At 63.1% G+C, this 17,365-nt stretch carries 15 protein-coding genes, 1 pseudogene and 1 riboswitch; of the genes and pseudogenes, 11 read left to right on the top strand and 5 right to left on the bottom strand.

Features of this window, described 5'->3' with window-relative positions; translation table 11 throughout:
* Nucleotides 1-43: 43 nt before the first annotated feature.
* Nucleotides 44-328: a hypothetical protein gene (locus WJU18_RS27265; RefSeq protein WP_423457168.1), complete on the bottom strand. Its 285-nt coding sequence runs from the start codon at nucleotides 326-328 to the stop codon at nucleotides 44-46.
* Nucleotides 325-1,121, bottom strand: a pseudogene (locus WJU18_RS27260) (tripartite tricarboxylate transporter substrate binding protein). Before WJU18_RS27260 ends, WJU18_RS27265 begins: the two are co-directional and overlap by 4 nt.
* 346 nt (nucleotides 1,122-1,467) lie before the next feature.
* On the opposite strand from WJU18_RS27260, the gene WJU18_RS27255 reads away from it, so the two are divergent.
* From WJU18_RS27255 to WJU18_RS27245, 3 genes are all read left to right on the top strand, one after another.
* Complete coding sequence (locus WJU18_RS27255; protein ID WP_423457166.1) at nucleotides 1,468-2,226, top strand: GntR family transcriptional regulator; 759 nt, start codon at nucleotides 1,468-1,470, stop codon at nucleotides 2,224-2,226.
* A gap of 139 nt (nucleotides 2,227-2,365) precedes the next feature.
* Nucleotides 2,366-3,613 carry a lysophospholipid transporter LplT gene (lplT, locus tag WJU18_RS27250; protein ID WP_423457164.1) on the top strand — a complete coding sequence of 416 codons (1,248 nt, stop codon included), beginning with the start codon at nucleotides 2,366-2,368 and terminating at the stop codon, nucleotides 3,611-3,613.
* The gene (locus WJU18_RS27245) at nucleotides 3,610-4,614 is read left to right on the top strand and encodes a glycosyltransferase family 4 protein (RefSeq protein ID WP_423457162.1); all 1,005 of its coding nucleotides are present in this window, start codon (nucleotides 3,610-3,612) and stop codon (nucleotides 4,612-4,614) included. Before lplT ends, WJU18_RS27245 begins: the two co-directional genes overlap by 4 nt.
* On the opposite strand, the gene WJU18_RS27240 is transcribed toward WJU18_RS27245, so the two are convergent.
* The 3 genes from WJU18_RS27240 to WJU18_RS27230 form a co-directional block, all read right to left on the bottom strand.
* Nucleotides 4,601-5,023: an acyl-CoA thioesterase gene (locus WJU18_RS27240; RefSeq protein ID WP_423457160.1), complete on the bottom strand. Its 423-nt coding sequence runs from the start codon at nucleotides 5,021-5,023 to the stop codon at nucleotides 4,601-4,603. The genes WJU18_RS27245 and WJU18_RS27240 overlap by 14 nt on opposite strands.
* A gap of 22 nt (nucleotides 5,024-5,045) precedes the next feature.
* Nucleotides 5,046-5,927: a DMT family transporter gene (locus WJU18_RS27235; RefSeq protein ID WP_423457158.1), complete on the bottom strand. Its 882-nt coding sequence runs from the start codon at nucleotides 5,925-5,927 to the stop codon at nucleotides 5,046-5,048.
* 133 nt (nucleotides 5,928-6,060) lie between these two features.
* Nucleotides 6,061-6,843 (bottom strand): SDR family oxidoreductase, encoded by a 783-nt coding sequence (locus WJU18_RS27230; RefSeq protein WP_423457156.1) that lies wholly within the window; start codon nucleotides 6,841-6,843, stop codon nucleotides 6,061-6,063.
* A 212-nt stretch (nucleotides 6,844-7,055) separates the two neighbouring features.
* On the opposite strand from WJU18_RS27230, the gene WJU18_RS27225 reads away from it, so the two are divergent.
* From WJU18_RS27225 to gcvP, 8 genes are all read left to right on the top strand, one after another.
* A complete protein-coding gene (locus WJU18_RS27225; protein WP_423457154.1) occupies nucleotides 7,056-8,756 on the top strand; it encodes an FAD-dependent oxidoreductase in 1,701 nt (566 codons plus the stop codon).
* A 125-nt stretch (nucleotides 8,757-8,881) separates the two neighbouring features.
* The gene (locus tag WJU18_RS27220) at nucleotides 8,882-9,853 is read left to right on the top strand and encodes a TRAP transporter substrate-binding protein (protein WP_423457152.1); all 972 of its coding nucleotides are present in this window, start codon (nucleotides 8,882-8,884) and stop codon (nucleotides 9,851-9,853) included.
* Between the two features lie 24 nt (nucleotides 9,854-9,877).
* Nucleotides 9,878-10,372 (top strand): TRAP transporter small permease, encoded by a 495-nt coding sequence (locus WJU18_RS27215; protein WP_423457150.1) that lies wholly within the window; start codon nucleotides 9,878-9,880, stop codon nucleotides 10,370-10,372.
* Nucleotides 10,369-11,646: a TRAP transporter large permease gene (locus tag WJU18_RS27210; protein ID WP_423457148.1), complete on the top strand. Its 1,278-nt coding sequence runs from the start codon at nucleotides 10,369-10,371 to the stop codon at nucleotides 11,644-11,646. The genes WJU18_RS27215 and WJU18_RS27210 overlap by 4 nt, the downstream gene beginning before the upstream one ends.
* Before the next feature lie 114 nt (nucleotides 11,647-11,760).
* A riboswitch (glycine riboswitch) is annotated at nucleotides 11,761-11,878 on the top strand.
* Nucleotides 11,879-11,941: 63 nt separating this feature from the next.
* Entirely contained in the window at nucleotides 11,942-13,078 is a 1,137-nt protein-coding gene (gcvT, locus tag WJU18_RS27205; protein ID WP_423457146.1) for a glycine cleavage system aminomethyltransferase GcvT, read from the top strand.
* Nucleotides 13,079-13,080: 2 nt separating this feature from the next.
* Nucleotides 13,081-13,773, top strand: coding sequence for a glycosyltransferase (locus tag WJU18_RS27200; RefSeq protein ID WP_423457144.1), 693 nt, complete (start codon nucleotides 13,081-13,083; stop codon nucleotides 13,771-13,773).
* Between the two features lie 49 nt (nucleotides 13,774-13,822).
* Nucleotides 13,823-14,194 (top strand): glycine cleavage system protein GcvH, encoded by a 372-nt coding sequence (gene gcvH / locus WJU18_RS27195; RefSeq protein WP_423457142.1) that lies wholly within the window; start codon nucleotides 13,823-13,825, stop codon nucleotides 14,192-14,194.
* A 68-nt stretch (nucleotides 14,195-14,262) separates the two neighbouring features.
* A complete protein-coding gene (gene gcvP, locus WJU18_RS27190; protein WP_423457140.1) occupies nucleotides 14,263-17,160 on the top strand; it encodes an aminomethyl-transferring glycine dehydrogenase in 2,898 nt (965 codons plus the stop codon).
* The last annotated feature ends 205 nt before the right edge of the window (nucleotides 17,161-17,365 follow it).

Raw genomic sequence — 17,365 nt, 5'->3', positions numbered from 1 at the left:
CGTTCCAGCGCGAAGACGTCAGGTTGTGTCGGTGCCGCGCAGCTCAGCGCCTGGGGGCCGAGAAAGCTGCGGCCAGCTTGCTCCAGGTAGGCGCAGCACTCTGTCCATGACAGTGCCAGGCCACCATCTTCGCGGCGGCCGCGGGGGCTCCGAGGCCGCGGGCTTGCGCCAGCGCCTGCAGCTCGCGGGCGACGCGGCGTACCTCGTTGCCATCGTGGGCGGATGTCAGGTTTTCGCGCGGGATGACTTCCGTGTCGATGAAATCGCGAGCATTATCGATCAGCGCCGCATACTCATCAGGGGTTCGGGTGTTTGCCAGGTGCTTCACTTGGAGATCACTTTCACGGCTTGTACCCATTGCTCGGCGTCCTTGGCGAGGAAGGCCGTGAAGTCTTTGGTGCCCATGAACGCTTCCTCGCCGCCAGCGGCGACCAGGCGCTGCTTGACCTCAGCAGTGGCGCAGGCTTGCCGCATGGCGGCTTCCAGCACACGGATCACTTCCGGCGGCGTTCCCGCCGGGGCATGCAGCCCGTACCATGAGAGCACGGTAGCACCAGGGTAGCCGGCCTCGGCAATGGTCGGCACGTCCGGCAATTGGGCAGACCGCCTGCTGCTCATGTTGGCCAAGGCGCGCAGCTTGCCTCCGTTGACTTGCGGATGAGCGACCGAGGAGGGCAGCACGGCCATCGCGATCAGCCCATTGATCAAATCAGGGACCGAAGGGGCGCGCCCTTGTACATCACCGGCTCCAGGCGGATACCGGCTTCATGGGCGAACAACTCGTTGGAAATCTGCTGGGGAGTCCCGTTTCCGCCATTGGCGTACTGCAGCGGCTTGGCCGATTTTTTGGCCATCTCGACGAATTCCTTGACCGTGCGGGCGGGCGAGTTGGCCGGCACGGTGAAGTAGCTGGGCGAAAGGGCGAACCGGCCCACAGGGGTGAACTGCTTGGGAGTCCAGCGGAGATTGGTTTCCAGCAGCGGAGCCGAATTCAGGAAACTGGCCGACACGATCAGGGTGTACCCATCCGGGGCAGCCAAGGACACCGCTTCCGCGGCGATGCTGCCGCTGGCGCCAGGCTTGGGTTCCACCACGATAGCCGCCTTCAGCACTTCCGCCATGGTCTGCGTCATGGCGCGCGTCTGCACGTCCACGACCCCGCCAGCCGCGTAGGGCACCAGGATCTTGATGGGCTTGGAGGGGTAGGCGTCCGCCGCATGGGCCGATACGCCCAGGACTCCCGTGGCGCCAGTGGCGAGAAGAGTCTGCAATAGGTGCCGACGATTCATCGAATGTCTCCTTGAATTGAATGGATGTGCCGGTTGTGGATTCCCGCTGGTCTGCGCCAGCTTCCTCTAACCTGTCATGATAGGTGTGGTTTGGCAAATAGGCAATACCTGATATGACAGGTTGGCTTGACGCTACACTGCGTCATTTCCAATCTGGCCATGTCCCACCAAGAAGTTCATGACAAGCCTCCAGGACCTTCCTCTCCCCAGCGGTGAACCCGCGCCGCAGCCGCTGCCTCTTTTTGCGCAGATCAAGGCGCGCCTGCGCCAGGACATCCTCGAAAAGCGGCTTCCGGCAGGCCAGAAGCTGCCTTCCGAGGCGCAGATGCAGAAGGCCTTCGGCGTCAGCCGCATCACGGTGCGGCAAGCGCTGAGCGAGTTGCAGGCGGAAGGCTTGATCGAAACCTTCAACGGCAAAGGCAGCTTCGTGACCCGCCCGGCCAATGCGCCGCGGCTGGGCATGCTCACCGGGTTCAACGAATTGCTGCGCACCCATGGCAAAGTGATCAGCGGGCGCACGTTCAGCAAGCGCACCGGGCCTGCACCGGCCCGCGTGGCCAGGGCGCTCAAGTTGGCGCCGGGCACCCTCGTGACCATCGCGCGCACGATACGCATGGCCGACGGCGTCCCTGCCGCGTACTTCCAGAGCTACTACGAACCCACGCTGGGCCGAGACATCCTGGCCGACAGGGTGGGCGAGGAAGACGCCATGACCCTGCTTGAGGACGAACTGGGCTTCCGGCTGGACCGTACGCAAATCGCCGCCTCCGCGGTGAAGGCCGGGCGAGTCCGGGGCGTGCTGCTGGACGTTCCCGCCGATACGCCTCTTTTGTACATGCGGTTCGTGCCCCACGACCTGACGGGGCTTGCCCTGTTCTACGCCGATATGTATTCCCGGCCTGATCAGTTCACGTACAGGGTGGTGGTGCGGCGTTAATACGGCGCAATGCGGCGCTAGTGCGACGCTAATGCGACGTTGGTGCCCAGCATGGTGCTGGGCGTAGCGGCCGTCATCCCGCTTTCACACTCTCCCGCTCCAATCGCTGGATGCATCTTTGCGCCAGCAGCGCCGGGCGATGACGCGCGGCATCGCCCTTCTTGTGGCGGCACAGTTCGTGTCGGGCCTGGCCGACAACGCTTTGCTCATCGTCGCGATGGCCCGCTTGCATGAAGAGGGGCAAAGCATGTGGCTCGCGCCGCTGCTGAAAGCGGTGTTCACGCTGGCTTACGTGGGATTGGCGCCTGTCGTCGGAGTGGTGGCTGACCGCTGGCCCAAGGCTCGGGTGATGCTGGCGGCCAATGGGCTCAAGGCGCTGGGGTGCATGTTGATCGCGTTGGGTGTCGACCCCTTGCTCGCGTTCGCAGTGGCCGGGGTGGGCGCGGCAGCCTATTCTCCCGCCAAATATGGCTTGACCGCGGAGTTGGTGTCAATCGATCAACTGGTCGACGCCAATGGGTGGCTGGAGGTGACCACCGTGGGCGCCATCGTGCTCGGCACGATGCTGGGTGGTGCGCTCGTGGGCCCATTGCTGGCCGATGATCTCGTGCCGGAGTTGGGGGCCTGGCTGCCCGTTGGCGCGCCGCTGGCGGCCGCGTTGACGATGGTGCTGGGGTTGTATGTGCTGGCGGCCTTGTTGAATATTCTGATTCCGGCCAGTGGCGCACGGCCGCATGCAATGCAGGGCGATTGGCGGGCACTGATGAAGCGCTTCGTCCATGCGCAGGGTGTGTTGTGGCGCGATCCGCTGGGCAGCATTTCCCTGGGAGTCACCACATTGTTCTGGGGCGCGGGAGCGACGCTGCAGTTCGTGGTTCTGGCTTGGGCGCAGCACAACCTGGAATTGTCCTTGTCAGAGGCCGCTTATCTGCAGGGTATGGTGGCTGTGGGAATCGGCGCAGGCGCGCTGGCCGCGGGCCGCTGGGTAACGCTGGACCAGGCCCCCCGCATGCTCGGACTCGGTTTGCTGATGGGCTGCTGCGTGCCGCTGATGACACTGGTGCAGAGCGTGGCGGTGGCGGTACCGCTCATGGCCGCCGTGGGGGCGCTTGCGGGTTTTTTCATCGTGCCAATGAATGCACTCCTGCAGCATCGGGGCCGGCTGCTGCAAGGGGCCGGTGAGTCGATCGCCGTGCAGAACTTCAGCGAGAACCTGTGTGTCCTGGCCATGCTGGGCGCGTACGCGAGCCTGCAGGCAGCCGGGTGGCCGCTGCACCGGCTTGTATTCCTGCTGGGAGCGTTCGTGGCAGGCGGTGTGGCTCTGGTGATGTGGCGCCATCGCAAGGCCGGCCTTGGGTATCTGCCGCTGAAAGAGGAGCAACCATGAGGATCATGATCGTTACCGATGCCTGGGAGCCTCAGGTCAACGGGGTGGTGCGCACGCTGAAAATGACCACACGAGAGTTGCAAGCCATGGGGCACTCGACGCACATCCTGTCGCCGCTGGATTTCAAGTCCGTACCCTGTCCCACCTATCCCGAGATATCGCTGGCGCTGGCCACTGGCTCGGCAGCAGCGCGCCGTATCGACGAAGTAGCGCCGGATTGCCTGCACATTGCCACCGAAGGACCCTTGGGGTGGGCCGCCCGCGGTGTCGCAATGCGGCGCAACTGGCCTTTCACCGCGGCCTATCACAGCCGCTTTCCAGAGTACGTGCATGCGCGTGTGCGGATACCTCTGAACTGGAGCTACGCCCTCTTGCGCAAGTTTCACAATGCCGCGGCGGCCACGTTGGCACCCACGCCAGCCATTGTCGATGACCTGAGGGCGCGCGGTTTCACGAAAGCACGCCTCTGGTCTCGCGGGGTGAACCTGGAGGCTTTCTCGCCTGATGGCCCTAAGCTGGAGCGCAGTGCTTCACCCGTCTTTTTGTATGTGGGCCGGCTGGCGGTGGAAAAGCAGGTGCACAAGTTTCTTGAGCTCGATCTGCCGGGGGAAAAATGGGTCGCGGGTACGGGGCCGGAAGAAGCGAAGCTGAAAGCCCGGTATCCTGGGGCTCGCTGGTTCGGCGTGCTGGGCGGTGATGATCTGGCCACTGTGTACCGCAGTGCCGACGTGATGGTGTTTCCCAGCGTGACCGATACCTTTGGTTTGGTGATGGCCGAATCAATGGCTTGCGGTACCCCCGTGGCGGCCTACCCAGTGCCGGGGCCGATCGATGTCGTGGGCCGCGATTCGCCAGGTGGGGCCATCGACCACGATCTGCGCGCCGCATGCCTGGTCGCGCTGGAAAAGCCCCGCGACGGTGTGCGCCGTCACGCGGAACAGTTCAACTGGCCCCGGGCTACCCGCCAGTTCGAGCAGGCATTGATGCCTATTCGCCGATGATGGCCCGCATGTGATCGGGCAGCGTGGCGGCTTTCTGCTGCGCAAAATTAACCCAGATGGTGGTCGCGCCGCCCGCAGCCCGGATCACGCCAGGCTCGGAGACGCTTTCCATCGTGAGCCAGCTTTCAAAGGTAGTGCGCCGGAGGTCGCTGACATACATTTTCAGCAAGACCTCGTCGGGGTACTCGAATTGGCGGTAGAAGTTGCAGAACGCGTTGGCGATGATCGGGCCCTCGCCATCCTTCTCGGGTTGGCAACCGATGCTGCGGAACCAGTCGATGCGCGCGGTTTCCATGTACCGGAAATAGGTGGCGTTATTGAGATGCTGCATGGCATCCATATCGCCCCAGCGCACGGCAATGCGGGTTTCGTAGACAAACTTCTTTTGCTCGGGAATTTCGATTTTCATAAAGAGTCTGATTTTTACTTTTTTACTTGTGCGCTCTGATGGATGCCATGATGCCGGCGGTAAAAAGCGCTGCCGCCATCCATTGCGCCGCTGTGGGCCAGCGGCCGTCCCAGGCAAAAGAATAAATCAATGCGAAAAGCGTTTCGCTGACGATCAACTGTCCGCACAAGCTGGCGGGCAGTTGCTGGCTTGCGATGTTCCACAAAATAGTGGCGAGCCAGCTGGAGCCGAAGCCGATCGCCACCGCGATCAACGCAAAAAACGGCCATCCGGATTGCGCCATCAACTGCGGCACGGGGGTGCCCAGGCCCAACGCCAGGACCATGCCCCCCAGGCCCGTGGCCACGCCCAGCCAATTGGCCCAATCGGTGGCCCCCACTTCCGGATGGCGGCGCAGCCACGCGGCATTCAGCAGGGCAAACGCCGTCCAACTGGCCATGGCGATCACTGACAGGACCAGGCCGCGCGCGTAGTGCTCGCCGTGTGTGTCAGCCGGGATCTGCGCCATCAGCACCAGGCCGACGGCAGTCAGCACCAGCCCTGGGATCAAGGCCCGCCATCTCAGGCCGTGAGGCTTGCCGAGCATCATGACCCAGACAGGAATGGTGCCCACGATCAGCGCCGGCATCTCTGTGCCCGCATCACGAATGGCCAGCACCAGCACCCAATAGTAGCCCGTGAAGCCCAGCACGCTCAGGCCCAGCGCTGCCCGCGCCTGCGACCAGGTGGGCCGCTTCGCACGCCGCCATGAAACTGCCAGCACGCCCACGGAAACCATCCCGTACACCAGAAAGCGCCCCGCCGTGAGGTCGATCCCCGTAAACCCGCTCACCATGCGCGGCGCCACGAACACAAGCCCCCAAAGAGCCCCCGCCGCCAACCCCGCCACAATTCCAGTCAGCATTTAGGCGAAGCTTCAAATAAGGCCATTGTCAGAAGGCCGCGGAGCAGGCCGCGCCAGGGCCGCCGCGGAGCTGGCTTCGCCAGGCCGCCAGCGGCGTCCCCTGGGGGAAGGCGCGACAGCGCCTCAGGGGGGCTTATGCAGCAAAACCGTCATCGGCCGCAATCACGGCGCCATTGACGAAATGGCTTTGATCCGAAGCCAGCATCATCAAGACGGCATCCAGGTCTTTCGGCTCCCCCACGCGCTTGCGCGGTAGCATGCTGATGAGCTTCTGGCCTTGCTCGGTCTGCCAGTGGGCGTGGTTGATCTCTGTATCGATATAGCCTGGGCAGATCGCATTGACGGTAATGCCAAAGCGCCCCCACTCGACCGCCATGGCCTTGGTCATCTGGATCACGGCGGCCTTGCTCATGCAATACACGCCGATCTGGGGCAGTACCTTCAAGCCTGCCATGCTGGCGATATTGATGATGCGCCCGCCGGTGAAACTGCCCGGCGCCGCGCCCTTGGCACGCGCCAGCATGCGCTTGCCGACTTCCTGCGCCACGAAGAAGGCGCCGCGGACATTGGTGTCGAAAATGAAGTCGTAGTCGTCTTCCGTGACATCCTGCAGGCGCTGGGTGGTGCTCACGCCCGAGTTGTTGATCAAGATGTCGATCGAGCCCATCTTGGTTTCGGCGTGAGCCACGGCGGCCTTGATGGAGTCGTGGTCGGTCACATCGCACTCGACAACATGCGCATCGCCGCCTTCGCCCTCTATGCGGGCACGCAGCTCCTTCAGCTTTTCGGTGCGGCGGCTGGCCAGCACCACGCCGGCGCCCGCGCGCGCGAGGGTACGGGCGAACTGCGCGCCCAGGCCGCCGGAAGCGCCGGTTACAAGAGCCACGCGGCCCGACAAATCAATGCTGTAAGTCATGGAAAGATCCTTCTTGCGGGAGAAAGTCTAAAGGGGAAAAGCCCCTGCGGGGCGTCTCGTCCGGGGGCGTGTGGACGGCCTCGCGGGGGGAACGGTAAACACGCTCTAAAATCAGTTAAAAGCAAAGGGCAGACTATCGGGCAAGCGTTGGGTTAGACGTGTCCCCAAGATGCCACCCATTATTTCAAACGAACCCCCACCTGAGACACGCCATGACACCCGAGCAAATCATCGAACAATACGGCCCCCGCGAGGCCATGGAGTATGACGTGGTCATCGTCGGCGGGGGCCCGGCCGGCCTTTCCGCCGCGATCCGCCTGAAGCAGCGGGCTGCCGAGAAGGGCCAGGACATCTCGGTCGTTGTGCTCGAAAAAGGCTCGGAGCCGGGCGCGCACATTCTCTCCGGCGCCGTGATGGATCCGAAAGCCCTGACCGAGCTCATCCCCGACTGGAAAGACAAGGGCGCGCCCCTGCACCAGCAGGTGACCGACGACGCCTACGTTTTCCTGAACGAAACCGGCGGCAACCGCGTGCCGGGCCTGTTCCTGCCTCCTTTTGCCAACAACCACGGCAACTACATCGTCAGCCTGGGCAATGTCGTGCGCTGGCTGGCCACGCAGGCCGAGGAGCTCGGCGTGGAGATCTTCCCGGGCTTTCCGGCCGCCGAAGTGCTCTACAACGAAGACGGCAGCGTCAAGGGCGTGGCCACGGGCAACATGGGCGTCGGCAAGGATGGCGAGCCCACCGAGAACTTCCAGCTTGGCATGGAGCTGCACGCCAAGTACACCCTGTTCGCGGAAGGCGCCCGCGGCCACCTGGGCCGCCAACTCATTGCCCGCTACAAGCTCGATGCGAACAGCGATCCGCAGAGCTATGCCATCGGCATCAAGGAGCTCTGGGAAATCGACCCGAGCCGGCACACCCCCGGCTTCGTGATGCACACCGCCGGCTGGCCGATGGACGAGATGACCTATGGCGGCGCTTTCCTCTATCACGCGGAAGGCAACAAGGTCTATTGCGGCTATGTGGTGGGGCTGAACTACAGCAACCCGCACATGAGCCCGTTCGAGGAATTCCAGCGCTGGAAGACGCATCCGCGCGTCAAGTGGTATTTCACCGACGACCAGGGCAACGTGAACGCCAAGCGCTTGTCCTATGGCGCGCGCGCCATCACGGCGGGCGGCATCCTGGCGCTGCCCAAGACCGTGTTCCCGGGTGGCGCCCTGGTGGGTTGCGATGCCGGCTACCTGAACGTCAGCCGTATCAAGGGCAGCCATGCCGCCATCAAGACCGGCATGCTCGCCGCCGAAGCCGCCTATGACGCCGTGGTTGCCGGGCGCCAGCACGATGAGCTGGCCGCCTACCCCGAAGCGTTCGAGCAAAGCTGGCTGGCCGCCGAACTTAACAAGGACCGCAACTTCAAGAACTGGTTCAAGAAGGGGCTGACCGTCGGCACCGTGATGAATGGTTTCGAGCAGTATGTGCTGCGCGGCCATGCGCCCTGGACGCTGCACCGCCAGCAACCGGACAACGTGCAGCTCAAGAAAGCGGCCGATTGCAAGCCCATCGTCTACCCCAAGCCAGACGGCAAGCTCACCTTCGACCGCCTCTCCAGCGTGTTCATCAGCAACACCAACCACGAGGAAAACCAGCCGGCCCATCTCACGCTGAAAGACCCGACGGTACCGGTGCGCATCAACCTGGCCGAGTTCGCAGGCCCCGAGGCGCGTTACTGCCCTGCCGGCGTGTACGAGTTCGTGCCTGACGAAGCACAGGGTGGCAACGCGCAGCGCCTGCAGATCAACGCGCAGAACTGCGTGCATTGCAAGACCTGCGACATCAAGGATCCTACGCAGAACATCGTCTGGGTGACGCCGGAAGGCGGCGGCGGCCCGAACTACTCGGGGATGTAAGCCCTTCGGTTGAGTGCAAAAATGCGCGAAAACCCCCGTTGTTCAGGGGCTTGAGGCGCATTAATAATGTCTCTTGGTCTTGACCGTGCCCAAGCACGGCAGCTCAACCATCAGGAGACATATTGATGAAATTGCACCAACTCATGATCGGGCTTGGTCTGGCCCTTGGCTTGACCGCAGGCGCTTACGCACAGACCACGATGCGTATCAGCATCTCGGTGGCGCAGAATTCGCACCAGGGCGTGGCCATCGATACCTTCGCCAAGGAGGTTGAAAAGCGTACCAACGGCCGCTACAAGATCCAGACTTTCTACAACGGCTCCTTGGGCGGTGAGCGCGAGTCGATCGAGGCGGTGCAATTGGGCACTCAGGAGTTGGCCTTCAGCTCCACCGGCCCCGTGCCCAATTTCGTGCCGGAAACCAAGATCCTGGATGTCCCTTTCCTGTTCCGTGACAAGGCGCACGCCCGCGCCGTGCTCGACGGCTCGATCGGCCAGGAGCTCCTGACCAAATTCGACGCCAAGGGCTTCAAGGCGCTGGCCTGGGCTGAGAACGGTTTCCGCCACATGACCAACAGCAAGCGGGATGTGAAGGAGCCGGGCGATCTCAAGGGCCTGAAGATGCGCACCATGGAGAATCCGGTGCACATTGCCGCGTACAAGGCGTTCGGGATCATCACTACCCCCATGGCCTTCCCTGAAGTGTTCACCGCTTTGCAGCAGGGCACGGTCGATGGGCAGGAAAACCCGCTGCCGGTGATCATCTCGGCCAAGTTCGATCAGGTGCAGAAGCACCTGTCTCTCACCGGGCATGTGTACTCGCCCTGTATTTTCGTGATGAATAAAGGCGTGTTCGACAAGCTGAGCGCCGCCGACAAGCAGGCCTTCATCGAAGCCGCCAAGGAAGGCACCAAGGCCAACCGTGCACGAGTGGATGAGGACGACGCCAAAGGTGTGGCCGACCTGCGCGCCAAGGGCATGACCGTGATCGACAACCTCGACAAAGCCAAGTTCGCCACTGCGCTCTCGAGCGTGAATGCGCAGTTCGAGAAGGATTTCGGCAAGGCCAACCTCGACAAGATCCGCAACTACAAGTAATCGCCGGTTCTCAGAGGCGTGTTCATGAAAGAACGCTTTCTGCAACTGGAGCGCTGGACATCCGGCATCGCCATGGTGTTGGCGTGCCTGATGCTCGCAGTGGCTTCGGGGCTGGCCGTGTTCCAGATCGTTACCCGGTTCGTGCTTGAGCAGCCGGCCGAATGGAGCGAAGTGCTGATCCGCTTCAGCCTGATCTGGATGGTGTTCCTCGGCATTCCCATGGCGTTCCGGCAAGGCGCCATGGTGAGCGTCGATGCGCTCTACCGCGCGATGCCCGATAAGCTGAAGCGCATCCTTGATGCCCTCGTGGCGCTGGCTGCGCTGATCCTGATGATCATCGTGCTTTGGTGGGGCTACGACTACGCCGTGCGCGGCAGCGTGCAGACCATGGCCGGGCTGGAGGTGCTCTCGATGTTCTGGGCCTACATCGCGATGCCGGTGGGCGCCGTGTTCGCCATTATCGGCATCATCGCTAACTACCTCGATCCGCGCCGCATGGAACTGGAGACCGCCCAATGACCACCGCGATGCTCATCACGATGGTCCTGGGCTTCGCGCTCAGCGTGTCGGTGGCGGTGTCGATCGGGCTGGCGTCGATCGTCGGTATTCAGATCACCAATGCGAACATGCTCATCTCCGCCAAGGAGATGTTCAACAGCATCAACAAGTTTCCCCTGGCGGCCATTCCCTTTTTCATCCTGGCCGGCAACCTGATGGAAACCGGCGGCATTTCGCGCCGCCTGGTCGAGTTTGCCAAGAGCATCGTGGGCGGCGTGCAGGGCGGCCTGCCGATGACCTGCGTGCTGACCTGCATGATCTTCGCGGCCGTGTCGGGCTCATCAGTCGCCACCACGTTCGCTATCGGCGCGATCCTGATTCCCGCCCTGATCAAGCACGGCTACCCGACCACCTGGGCCGCTGCCCTGCAGGCGACCAGCGCGGAGTTGGGCGTCATCATCCCGCCGTCCATCCCCATGATTCTCTACGGCGTGAGTGCCGAAGTGTCGATCGGCGAACTATTCATTGCCGGCTTCGGCCCGGGTGTGCTGATCAGCGGGGCATTGATGCTGTTCGTCTGGCTCTATTGCAAATGGAGAGGGTGGGGCAAGCACGACGGCGATGGGCGGCTGGGTTTCCTGGCCGCTACCCGCCAGGCTGCCTGGGCGCTGCTGATGCCGGTCATTGTGTTGGGTGGCATCTATGGCGGCGTTTTCACCCCCACTGAAGCATCAGCCGTGGCGGTGCTGTACGCACTGATTGTCGGCATGCTGATCTACCGCGAGATCAAGATTCAGGATCTGTACAACATTCTGCGCCGCTCCGTGCTGTCTTCCTCGGTGATCATGTTCATCATCGCCAACGCCGGCCTGTTCGCGTTCCTGATTACCCGTGCCGGCGTGCCCGACGCTATTGGCCACTGGCTGGAGGAGGTGCTCCAATCGCCTGCCTGGTTCCTGTTGGGGGTGAACGCGGCGCTGTTCGTGATCGGCATGTTCATCGAAACCAGTGCTGCCATCATCGTGCTGGCGCCGATTCTGGCACCCGTGGCGATGCACTTCGGCATCGATCCCGTGCACTTCGGCCTGATCATGGTGGTGAACCTGGCGCTGGGCATGATCACGCCTCCCTTTGGGGTGAACCTGTTCGCCGCCTGCACGGTGGCCCGCATTTCACTGGACAAGATCATCAAGCACCTGCTGCCTTTCGTGTGCGTGATCTTGGTGTGCCTGATGATCATCACCTACGTGCCACAGCTCTCGCTGGCACTGCGTGATCTGGTGTATGCCAAGTAGATGCTGGAGATACATCGTAAACCCGCTCCAAGTCCTATAGAATCCAGGCCGTCAGGAGAGAGTTCCGTCAGGAACCGCCGAAGGCCGAACGCTCAGGCAAAAGGACTGGCACTACAAAATTCTGCTGGAGAGAAGCGCCGCGTGACCGTTGGCGCTCACCGAAGGGGCAAGGCGCGGGTCTTTTGGGGCCGCGGCGCTGAATCTCTCAGGTAAAGGGGACAGCAGGGTTCCGGGCACGCCGCCTTCAGGGTGCGTGCCAATGCATCGCCCATACGCATTTCTAGGAGCCCTTGCCATGTCTGCCGCCGCCTCTGACACCACCTTGCTGCAAACCCCTCTGCACGCCCTGCATGTGAGGCTAGGTGCGCGCATGGTGCCTTTCGCCGGGTATTCCATGCCGGTTCAGTACCCCGAAGGCCTGATGGCCGAGCACCGGCACACGCGCGAGGCTGCCAGCTTGTTCGACGTTTCCCACATGGGCCAGCTCAAGCTGGCGGGTCCGGAGGCCGCCGCCGCGTTTGAAACCCTGATGCCGGTCGATGTGGCCGGGCTCGGGCTGAACAAGCAGCGCTATGGCCTGCTGCTCAACGAGGCTGGCGGCATCATCGATGATCTGATGTTCGTCAACCGCGGCGATCACCTGTTCGTGATCGTCAACGGCGCATGCAAGGCAGGCGATATCGCCCACATGCAGGCCACCATTGGCGGGCGCTGCCAGATCATCCCCATGCCTGAACAGGCTCTGCTGGCCCTGCAAGGGCCGAAAGCCGTGGAGGCCCTCAAGCGCCTGCTGCCTGGTGTGGAGCAACTCGTGTTCATGACCGGTGGCGCCTTCGACTGGCGGGGCGCCGAGCTGTACGTCACCCGCAGCGGTTATACCGGCGAAGACGGCTATGAGATCTCCGTGCCCGGCGGCCGGGCGGAGGCCTTCGCGCAGGCCCTCCTGGCGGAGCCCGAGGTCAAGCCCGCCGGCCTGGGGGCGCGCAACTCACTGCGGCTTGAAGCAGGCTTGTGCCTGTATGGAAACGATCTCGACCCAACCACTACGCCGGTCGAGGCTGGCCTGAACTGGGCCATGCAGAAGGTTCGCCGCCCAGGCGGTGAGCGCGCGGGCGGTTTCCTGGGGGCGGAAGCCGTGCTGGCGCAACTTGAGGGCAAGCTGCCCGTCAACCGCAAGCGGGTAGGGTTGATCGCCAAGGAGCGTATCCCTGTGCGTGAGCATGTGAAGCTGGAAAACATGGATGGCCAGACCATCGGCGAAGTGACCAGCGGCTTGCTCGGCCCCACCATCGATCAACCCATCGCCATGGCCTACGTGCAGCCCGACTACGCCGCGCCCGGTACCGAGGTGTTCGCCATGGTGCGCGGCAAGCCAGTCCCCATGACGGTAGCGGCCATGCCTTTCGTGCCCGCGCGCTATTACCGGGGCTAAGCTTGAGCCAGGTCATCATCTCCAGCGCCACGCGCCTGCCAGCTGAAAAGTTCTGGCAAGAATCAGCGCTGGGCCAGTCGCTCAGGCGGCTGTCGTTCGATGATCGCTTGCGCGCCAGCGTGGCTTTTGAAAACTCTCAGGGGCTGCCCACCATCTACAACCGCCTCATCCAAGAGGCCCCCGCCGGCAGCCTGCTGGTTTTTGTGCATGACGATGTCTGGCTGGAAGATTTTTTCTTCCCGCAGCGCATCGCCGAGGGGCTTCAGGTCTTTGATGCCATAGGTGTGGCCGGCAATCGCCGGCGCGTGCGCAATCAGCCCGCGTGGTGCTTCGTGAACGATCGGTTCATCTGGGACGAACGCTCCCATCTTTCCGGCAGCGTGGCGCACGGCGCTGCGCCGTTTGGCCCCGTGACCTGCTTCGGCCTCGCACCCGCCGAATGCGAGCTGCTCGATGGCGTGTTGCTGGCCGCCAAGCGGGATGTGCTGGTGGAAAACGGCGTGACTTTCGACGAGCGCTTCAGTTTTCATTTCTACGACCTGGATTTTTGCCGCAGCCTGCGCGCCAAGGAGCTGCGGCTCGGCACCTGGCCCATTGCCTTGACACACCAGAGCGGCGGCAGCTTTGGTTCGCCTGCGTGGCGCGCGGGCCGGGAAGCCTATCTGCGCAAATGGGAAGCCATCGTGCCTTCCTGAGTTTCACCATTATTTCTTTTATTCCCTCTTCATCACCCGAAAGAACACCATGACCCTTCTCTACACCGAAGACCACGAATGGATCCAAGTGGATGGCGGCATTGCCACCGTCGGCATCACCAAGCACGCGCAGGATGCGCTCGGCGACGTGGTGTTTGTCGAGCTGCCTGACGTGGGTAAGTCCTTCGACCAGAAGGAAGTGGCCGGCGTGGTCGAATCCGTGAAGGCAGCGGCCGATGTATACATGCCGGTCAGCGGCGAGATCACCGAAGTCAACGAAGCCCTGCGCGACGATCCCAGCCTGGCCAACAGCGATCCGCTGGGCGCGGGCTGGTTCTTCAAGGTCAAGCTTTCCGCGCCTGATCAGGTGGATGCCCTGATGGACGAAGCCGCCTATACCAAGCTGACCGACGCCGCCTGATAGCTCCCTCTCCCTCTCCGGCAAGCGGGGAGGGAGGCAGAACTGAATCGTTTTCTCCCAGGTATCCCATGTCCTCCCCCTCGCTCAGCGCCCTCGAAAACCCCAGCGAATTCGTTGCCCGCCATATCGGCATCAGCCCCTATGACGAACTGCAGATGCTCTCCGTCATTGGCGAGGCTTCGCGCCAGGCGCTGATCGATTCCATTGTGCCGCGCAGCATCGCGCGCGCTGGAAAAATGGATCTGCCGCCCGCTATTTCCGAAGCCGAGGCCCTGGCGGAGTTGAAAACGATCGCAGGCAAGAACAAGCTGCTGAAGAGCTTTATCGGCCAGGGCTACTACGGTACCTACACGCCAGGCGTGATCTTGCGCAATGTGCTGGAGAACCCGGCCTGGTATACGGCCTACACCCCCTATCAAGCCGAAATCAGCCAAGGCCGCATGGAGGCGCTGGTCAACTTCCAGACCATGGTGTGCGACTTGACCGGCATGGACATCGCCAATGCCTCCATGCTCGATGAGGCCACCGCCGCCGCCGAGGCGATGACGCTGGCCCGCCGCAGTGTGAAGGCCAAAGGCTCGGTCATCGTGGTGGGGGGAGATGCCCACCCGCAGACCATCGAGGTCATGCAAACGCGCGCGGCGCCCTTAGGTTTGATCGTCAAGATCGCCAATTCGGCCGAGGAATGGGATGCCGCTCTCGCGGCCGACGACTATTTCGCTGCGCTTATTCAGTATCCCGCCAGCAGCGGCTGGCTGTACGACTGGGCCAAGGATGCCGAGATCATCCACGCCAAGGGCGCAGCCGTGATTTTTGCCACCGATCTGCTGGCGCTTACGCTGCTCAAGACGCCTGGAGAGATGGGGGCTGACATCGTAGTAGGCAGCACCCAGCGCTTCGGCATGCCGATGGGCGCGGGCGGTCCGCACGCCGCTTTCATGGCCTGCCGCGACGAGTTCAAGCGCTCGCTGCCGGGCCGGCTGGTGGGGGTGAGCGTGGATGCCCATGGCAAGCCCGCCTACCGGCTGGCGCTGCAGACGCGCGAGCAGCACATTCGCCGCGAAAAGGCCACCAGCAACATCTGTACCGCTCAGGTGCTGCCGGCGGTGATCGCGAGCATGTACGCGGTCTACCATGGTCCGGAAGGCCTGAAGCGCATCGCCGAGCGCACGGCGCGCCTTGCGGCCATCATGGCTTCGGGCCTGAAGCAGTTGGGCTTCACCACCTCGCACCACGAGTCGGCATTCGACACCATCTGCCTGAAAACCGATGGCGCCACCGATGCGATCGCCGCGCGCGCCGTGGCCGCGGGCGCCAACCTGCGCAAGGCATGGGAGATCTATCTTTGTGTCGCGCTCGATGAAACCACCACGCGCGCCGACGTGGAGCTGATTTGGCGCATCTTCGCGGGCGGCCAGCCATTGCCTGATTTCGCTCAGCTTGAAAGCAGCGCGGCCGATCTGATTCCGGGGGCCCTGCGCCGCACCAGCGCCTTCCTCACGCATCCGGTGTTCAACACGCACCATAGCGAAACCAGCATGCTGCGCTACATCCGCCAGCTTTCCGACAAGGATCTGGCGCTGGACCGCAGCATGATCCCGCTGGGCAGTTGCACCATGAAGCTCAATGCCACCAGCGAGATGATGCCCATCACCTGGCCGGAGTTCGCCAACCTCCACCCCTTTGCGCCGGCCGATCAATTGCTGGGCTACCAGGAGCTGGACGCATTGCTGCGGCGCTGGCTGAGCAGCATCACGGGCTACGCTGACGTCAGCCTGCAGCCTAACGCGGGCAGCCAGGGCGAATATGCCGGTCTGCTGGCCATCAAGGCCTGGCATGACGCCAACGGGCAGGGCCAGCGCGACATCTGCCTGATTCCGGCCAGCGCCCACGGCACCAACCCGGCCAGCGCCCAGATGGTGGGGCTGAAAGTGGTCGTGACCGCCACCGACGCGCAGGGCAACGTCGACATGGCCGATCTGCAGGCCAAATGCGAACAGCACTCAGGCCGCCTAGCTTGCGTGATGATCACCTACCCCAGCACGCACGGCGTTTTCGAAACGCAAGTGAAAGAACTGTGCCGGTTGGTGCACAGCCACGGCGGCCGTGTCTATCTGGACGGCGCCAACATGAACGCCATGGTGGGCGTGGCGGCCCCGGGAGAGTTCGGCGGCGATGTGAGCCACCTGAACCTGCACAAGACCTTCTGCATTCCCCATGGCGGTGGCGGCCCGGGCGTGGGGCCGGTGTGCGTGGTGGAAGATCTGGTGCCCTATCTGCCAGGCCACGCGACCGCGGGCTTGCAAGGCAACAGGAAGAAGGCGGTTGGCGCGGTCAGCGCGGCGCCTTACGGAAACGCGGCCGTGCTACCCATCAGCTGGATGTACATCCGCATGATGGGCGCGGAAGGCCTCAAGCATGCCACCGAGGCCGCCATCCTGAGCGCCAACTACATCAGCAAGCGCTTGCAGGATCACTATCCCACGCTATACGCCAGCGCCAACGGCCATGTGGCGCACGAATGCATCCTGGATCTGCGCGGGCTGAAGGAAACCAGCGGCGTGATGGCTGAAGATGTCGCCAAGCGCCTGGCGGACTACGGTTTCCATGCGCCTACACTGAGCTTCCCGGTGGCCAATACGCTGATGGTGGAGCCCACGGAGAGCGAAAGCCTGGCCGAGCTTGACCGCTTCATCGAAGCCATGATCGCCATCCGCGAGGAAATCCGCGCCATCGAGCGCGGGAAGTGGCCGCAGGAAGACAACCCGCTGAAGAACGCGCCACACACCGCCGACACACTGCTCGCAGAGGAGTGGGTCCATCCTTATCCGCGTCATGTCGGTTCTGCCAGCGCGGCCTACAAGGCGGGTGGCGTCAAGTATTGGCCGCCCGTCAGCCGTATCGACAATGTTTACGGCGACCGCAACCTGTTCTGCAGCTGCGTGCCCATCGCCGACCTGGCCTGACGGGCGCCTTGGCATTGGCTCCCTCCCCCGCTGGGGGAGGGTTGGGGAGGGGGCTTTCACCGCGGTCAACTTCATTCACGCCCCATAACCTGGTGGCAAATGATTTCGCTGCGGCCATAACATCAGCAGGTAGGGATGCACTCACGCCCAAGCGTATTTTTGAAGTCGCCCTCGCGGAAACCTCCTGCAACCACCGCACACAATT

The sequence above is a fragment of the Ottowia sp. VDI28 genome (genome assembly GCF_049532675.1).
Taxonomy (GTDB): Bacteria; Pseudomonadota; Gammaproteobacteria; order Burkholderiales; family Burkholderiaceae_C; genus Ottowia.
The sequence above is the reverse complement of the archived record's forward strand: the minus strand, read 5'-3'. Positions and strand labels throughout refer to the sequence as shown.

Excerpts from the sequence above, each read along its gene's own strand:
- WJU18_RS27245 (WP_423457162.1), top strand. The coding sequence starts at position 3,610 with ATGAGGATCATGATCGTTACCGATGCCTGGGAGCCTCAGGTCAACGGG.
- lplT (WP_423457164.1), top strand. The coding sequence starts at position 2,366 with ATGACGCGCGGCATCGCCCTTCTTGTGGCGGCACAGTTCGTGTCGGGC.
- WJU18_RS27240 (WP_423457160.1), bottom strand. The coding sequence starts at position 5,023 with ATGAAAATCGAAATTCCCGAGCAAAAGAAGTTTGTCTACGAAACCCGC.
- WJU18_RS27210 (WP_423457148.1), top strand. The coding sequence starts at position 10,369 with ATGACCACCGCGATGCTCATCACGATGGTCCTGGGCTTCGCGCTCAGC.
- gcvT (WP_423457146.1), top strand. The coding sequence starts at position 11,942 with ATGTCTGCCGCCGCCTCTGACACCACCTTGCTGCAAACCCCTCTGCAC.
- WJU18_RS27230 (WP_423457156.1), bottom strand. The coding sequence starts at position 6,843 with ATGACTTACAGCATTGATTTGTCGGGCCGCGTGGCTCTTGTAACCGGC.
- gcvH (WP_423457142.1), top strand. The coding sequence starts at position 13,823 with ATGACCCTTCTCTACACCGAAGACCACGAATGGATCCAAGTGGATGGC.
- WJU18_RS27235 (WP_423457158.1), bottom strand. The coding sequence starts at position 5,927 with ATGCTGACTGGAATTGTGGCGGGGTTGGCGGCGGGGGCTCTTTGGGGG.
- gcvP (WP_423457140.1), top strand. The coding sequence starts at position 14,263 with ATGTCCTCCCCCTCGCTCAGCGCCCTCGAAAACCCCAGCGAATTCGTT.
- WJU18_RS27220 (WP_423457152.1), top strand. The coding sequence starts at position 8,882 with ATGAAATTGCACCAACTCATGATCGGGCTTGGTCTGGCCCTTGGCTTG.
- WJU18_RS27255 (WP_423457166.1), top strand. The coding sequence starts at position 1,468 with ATGACAAGCCTCCAGGACCTTCCTCTCCCCAGCGGTGAACCCGCGCCG.
- WJU18_RS27225 (WP_423457154.1), top strand. The coding sequence starts at position 7,056 with ATGACACCCGAGCAAATCATCGAACAATACGGCCCCCGCGAGGCCATG.
- WJU18_RS27215 (WP_423457150.1), top strand. The coding sequence starts at position 9,878 with ATGAAAGAACGCTTTCTGCAACTGGAGCGCTGGACATCCGGCATCGCC.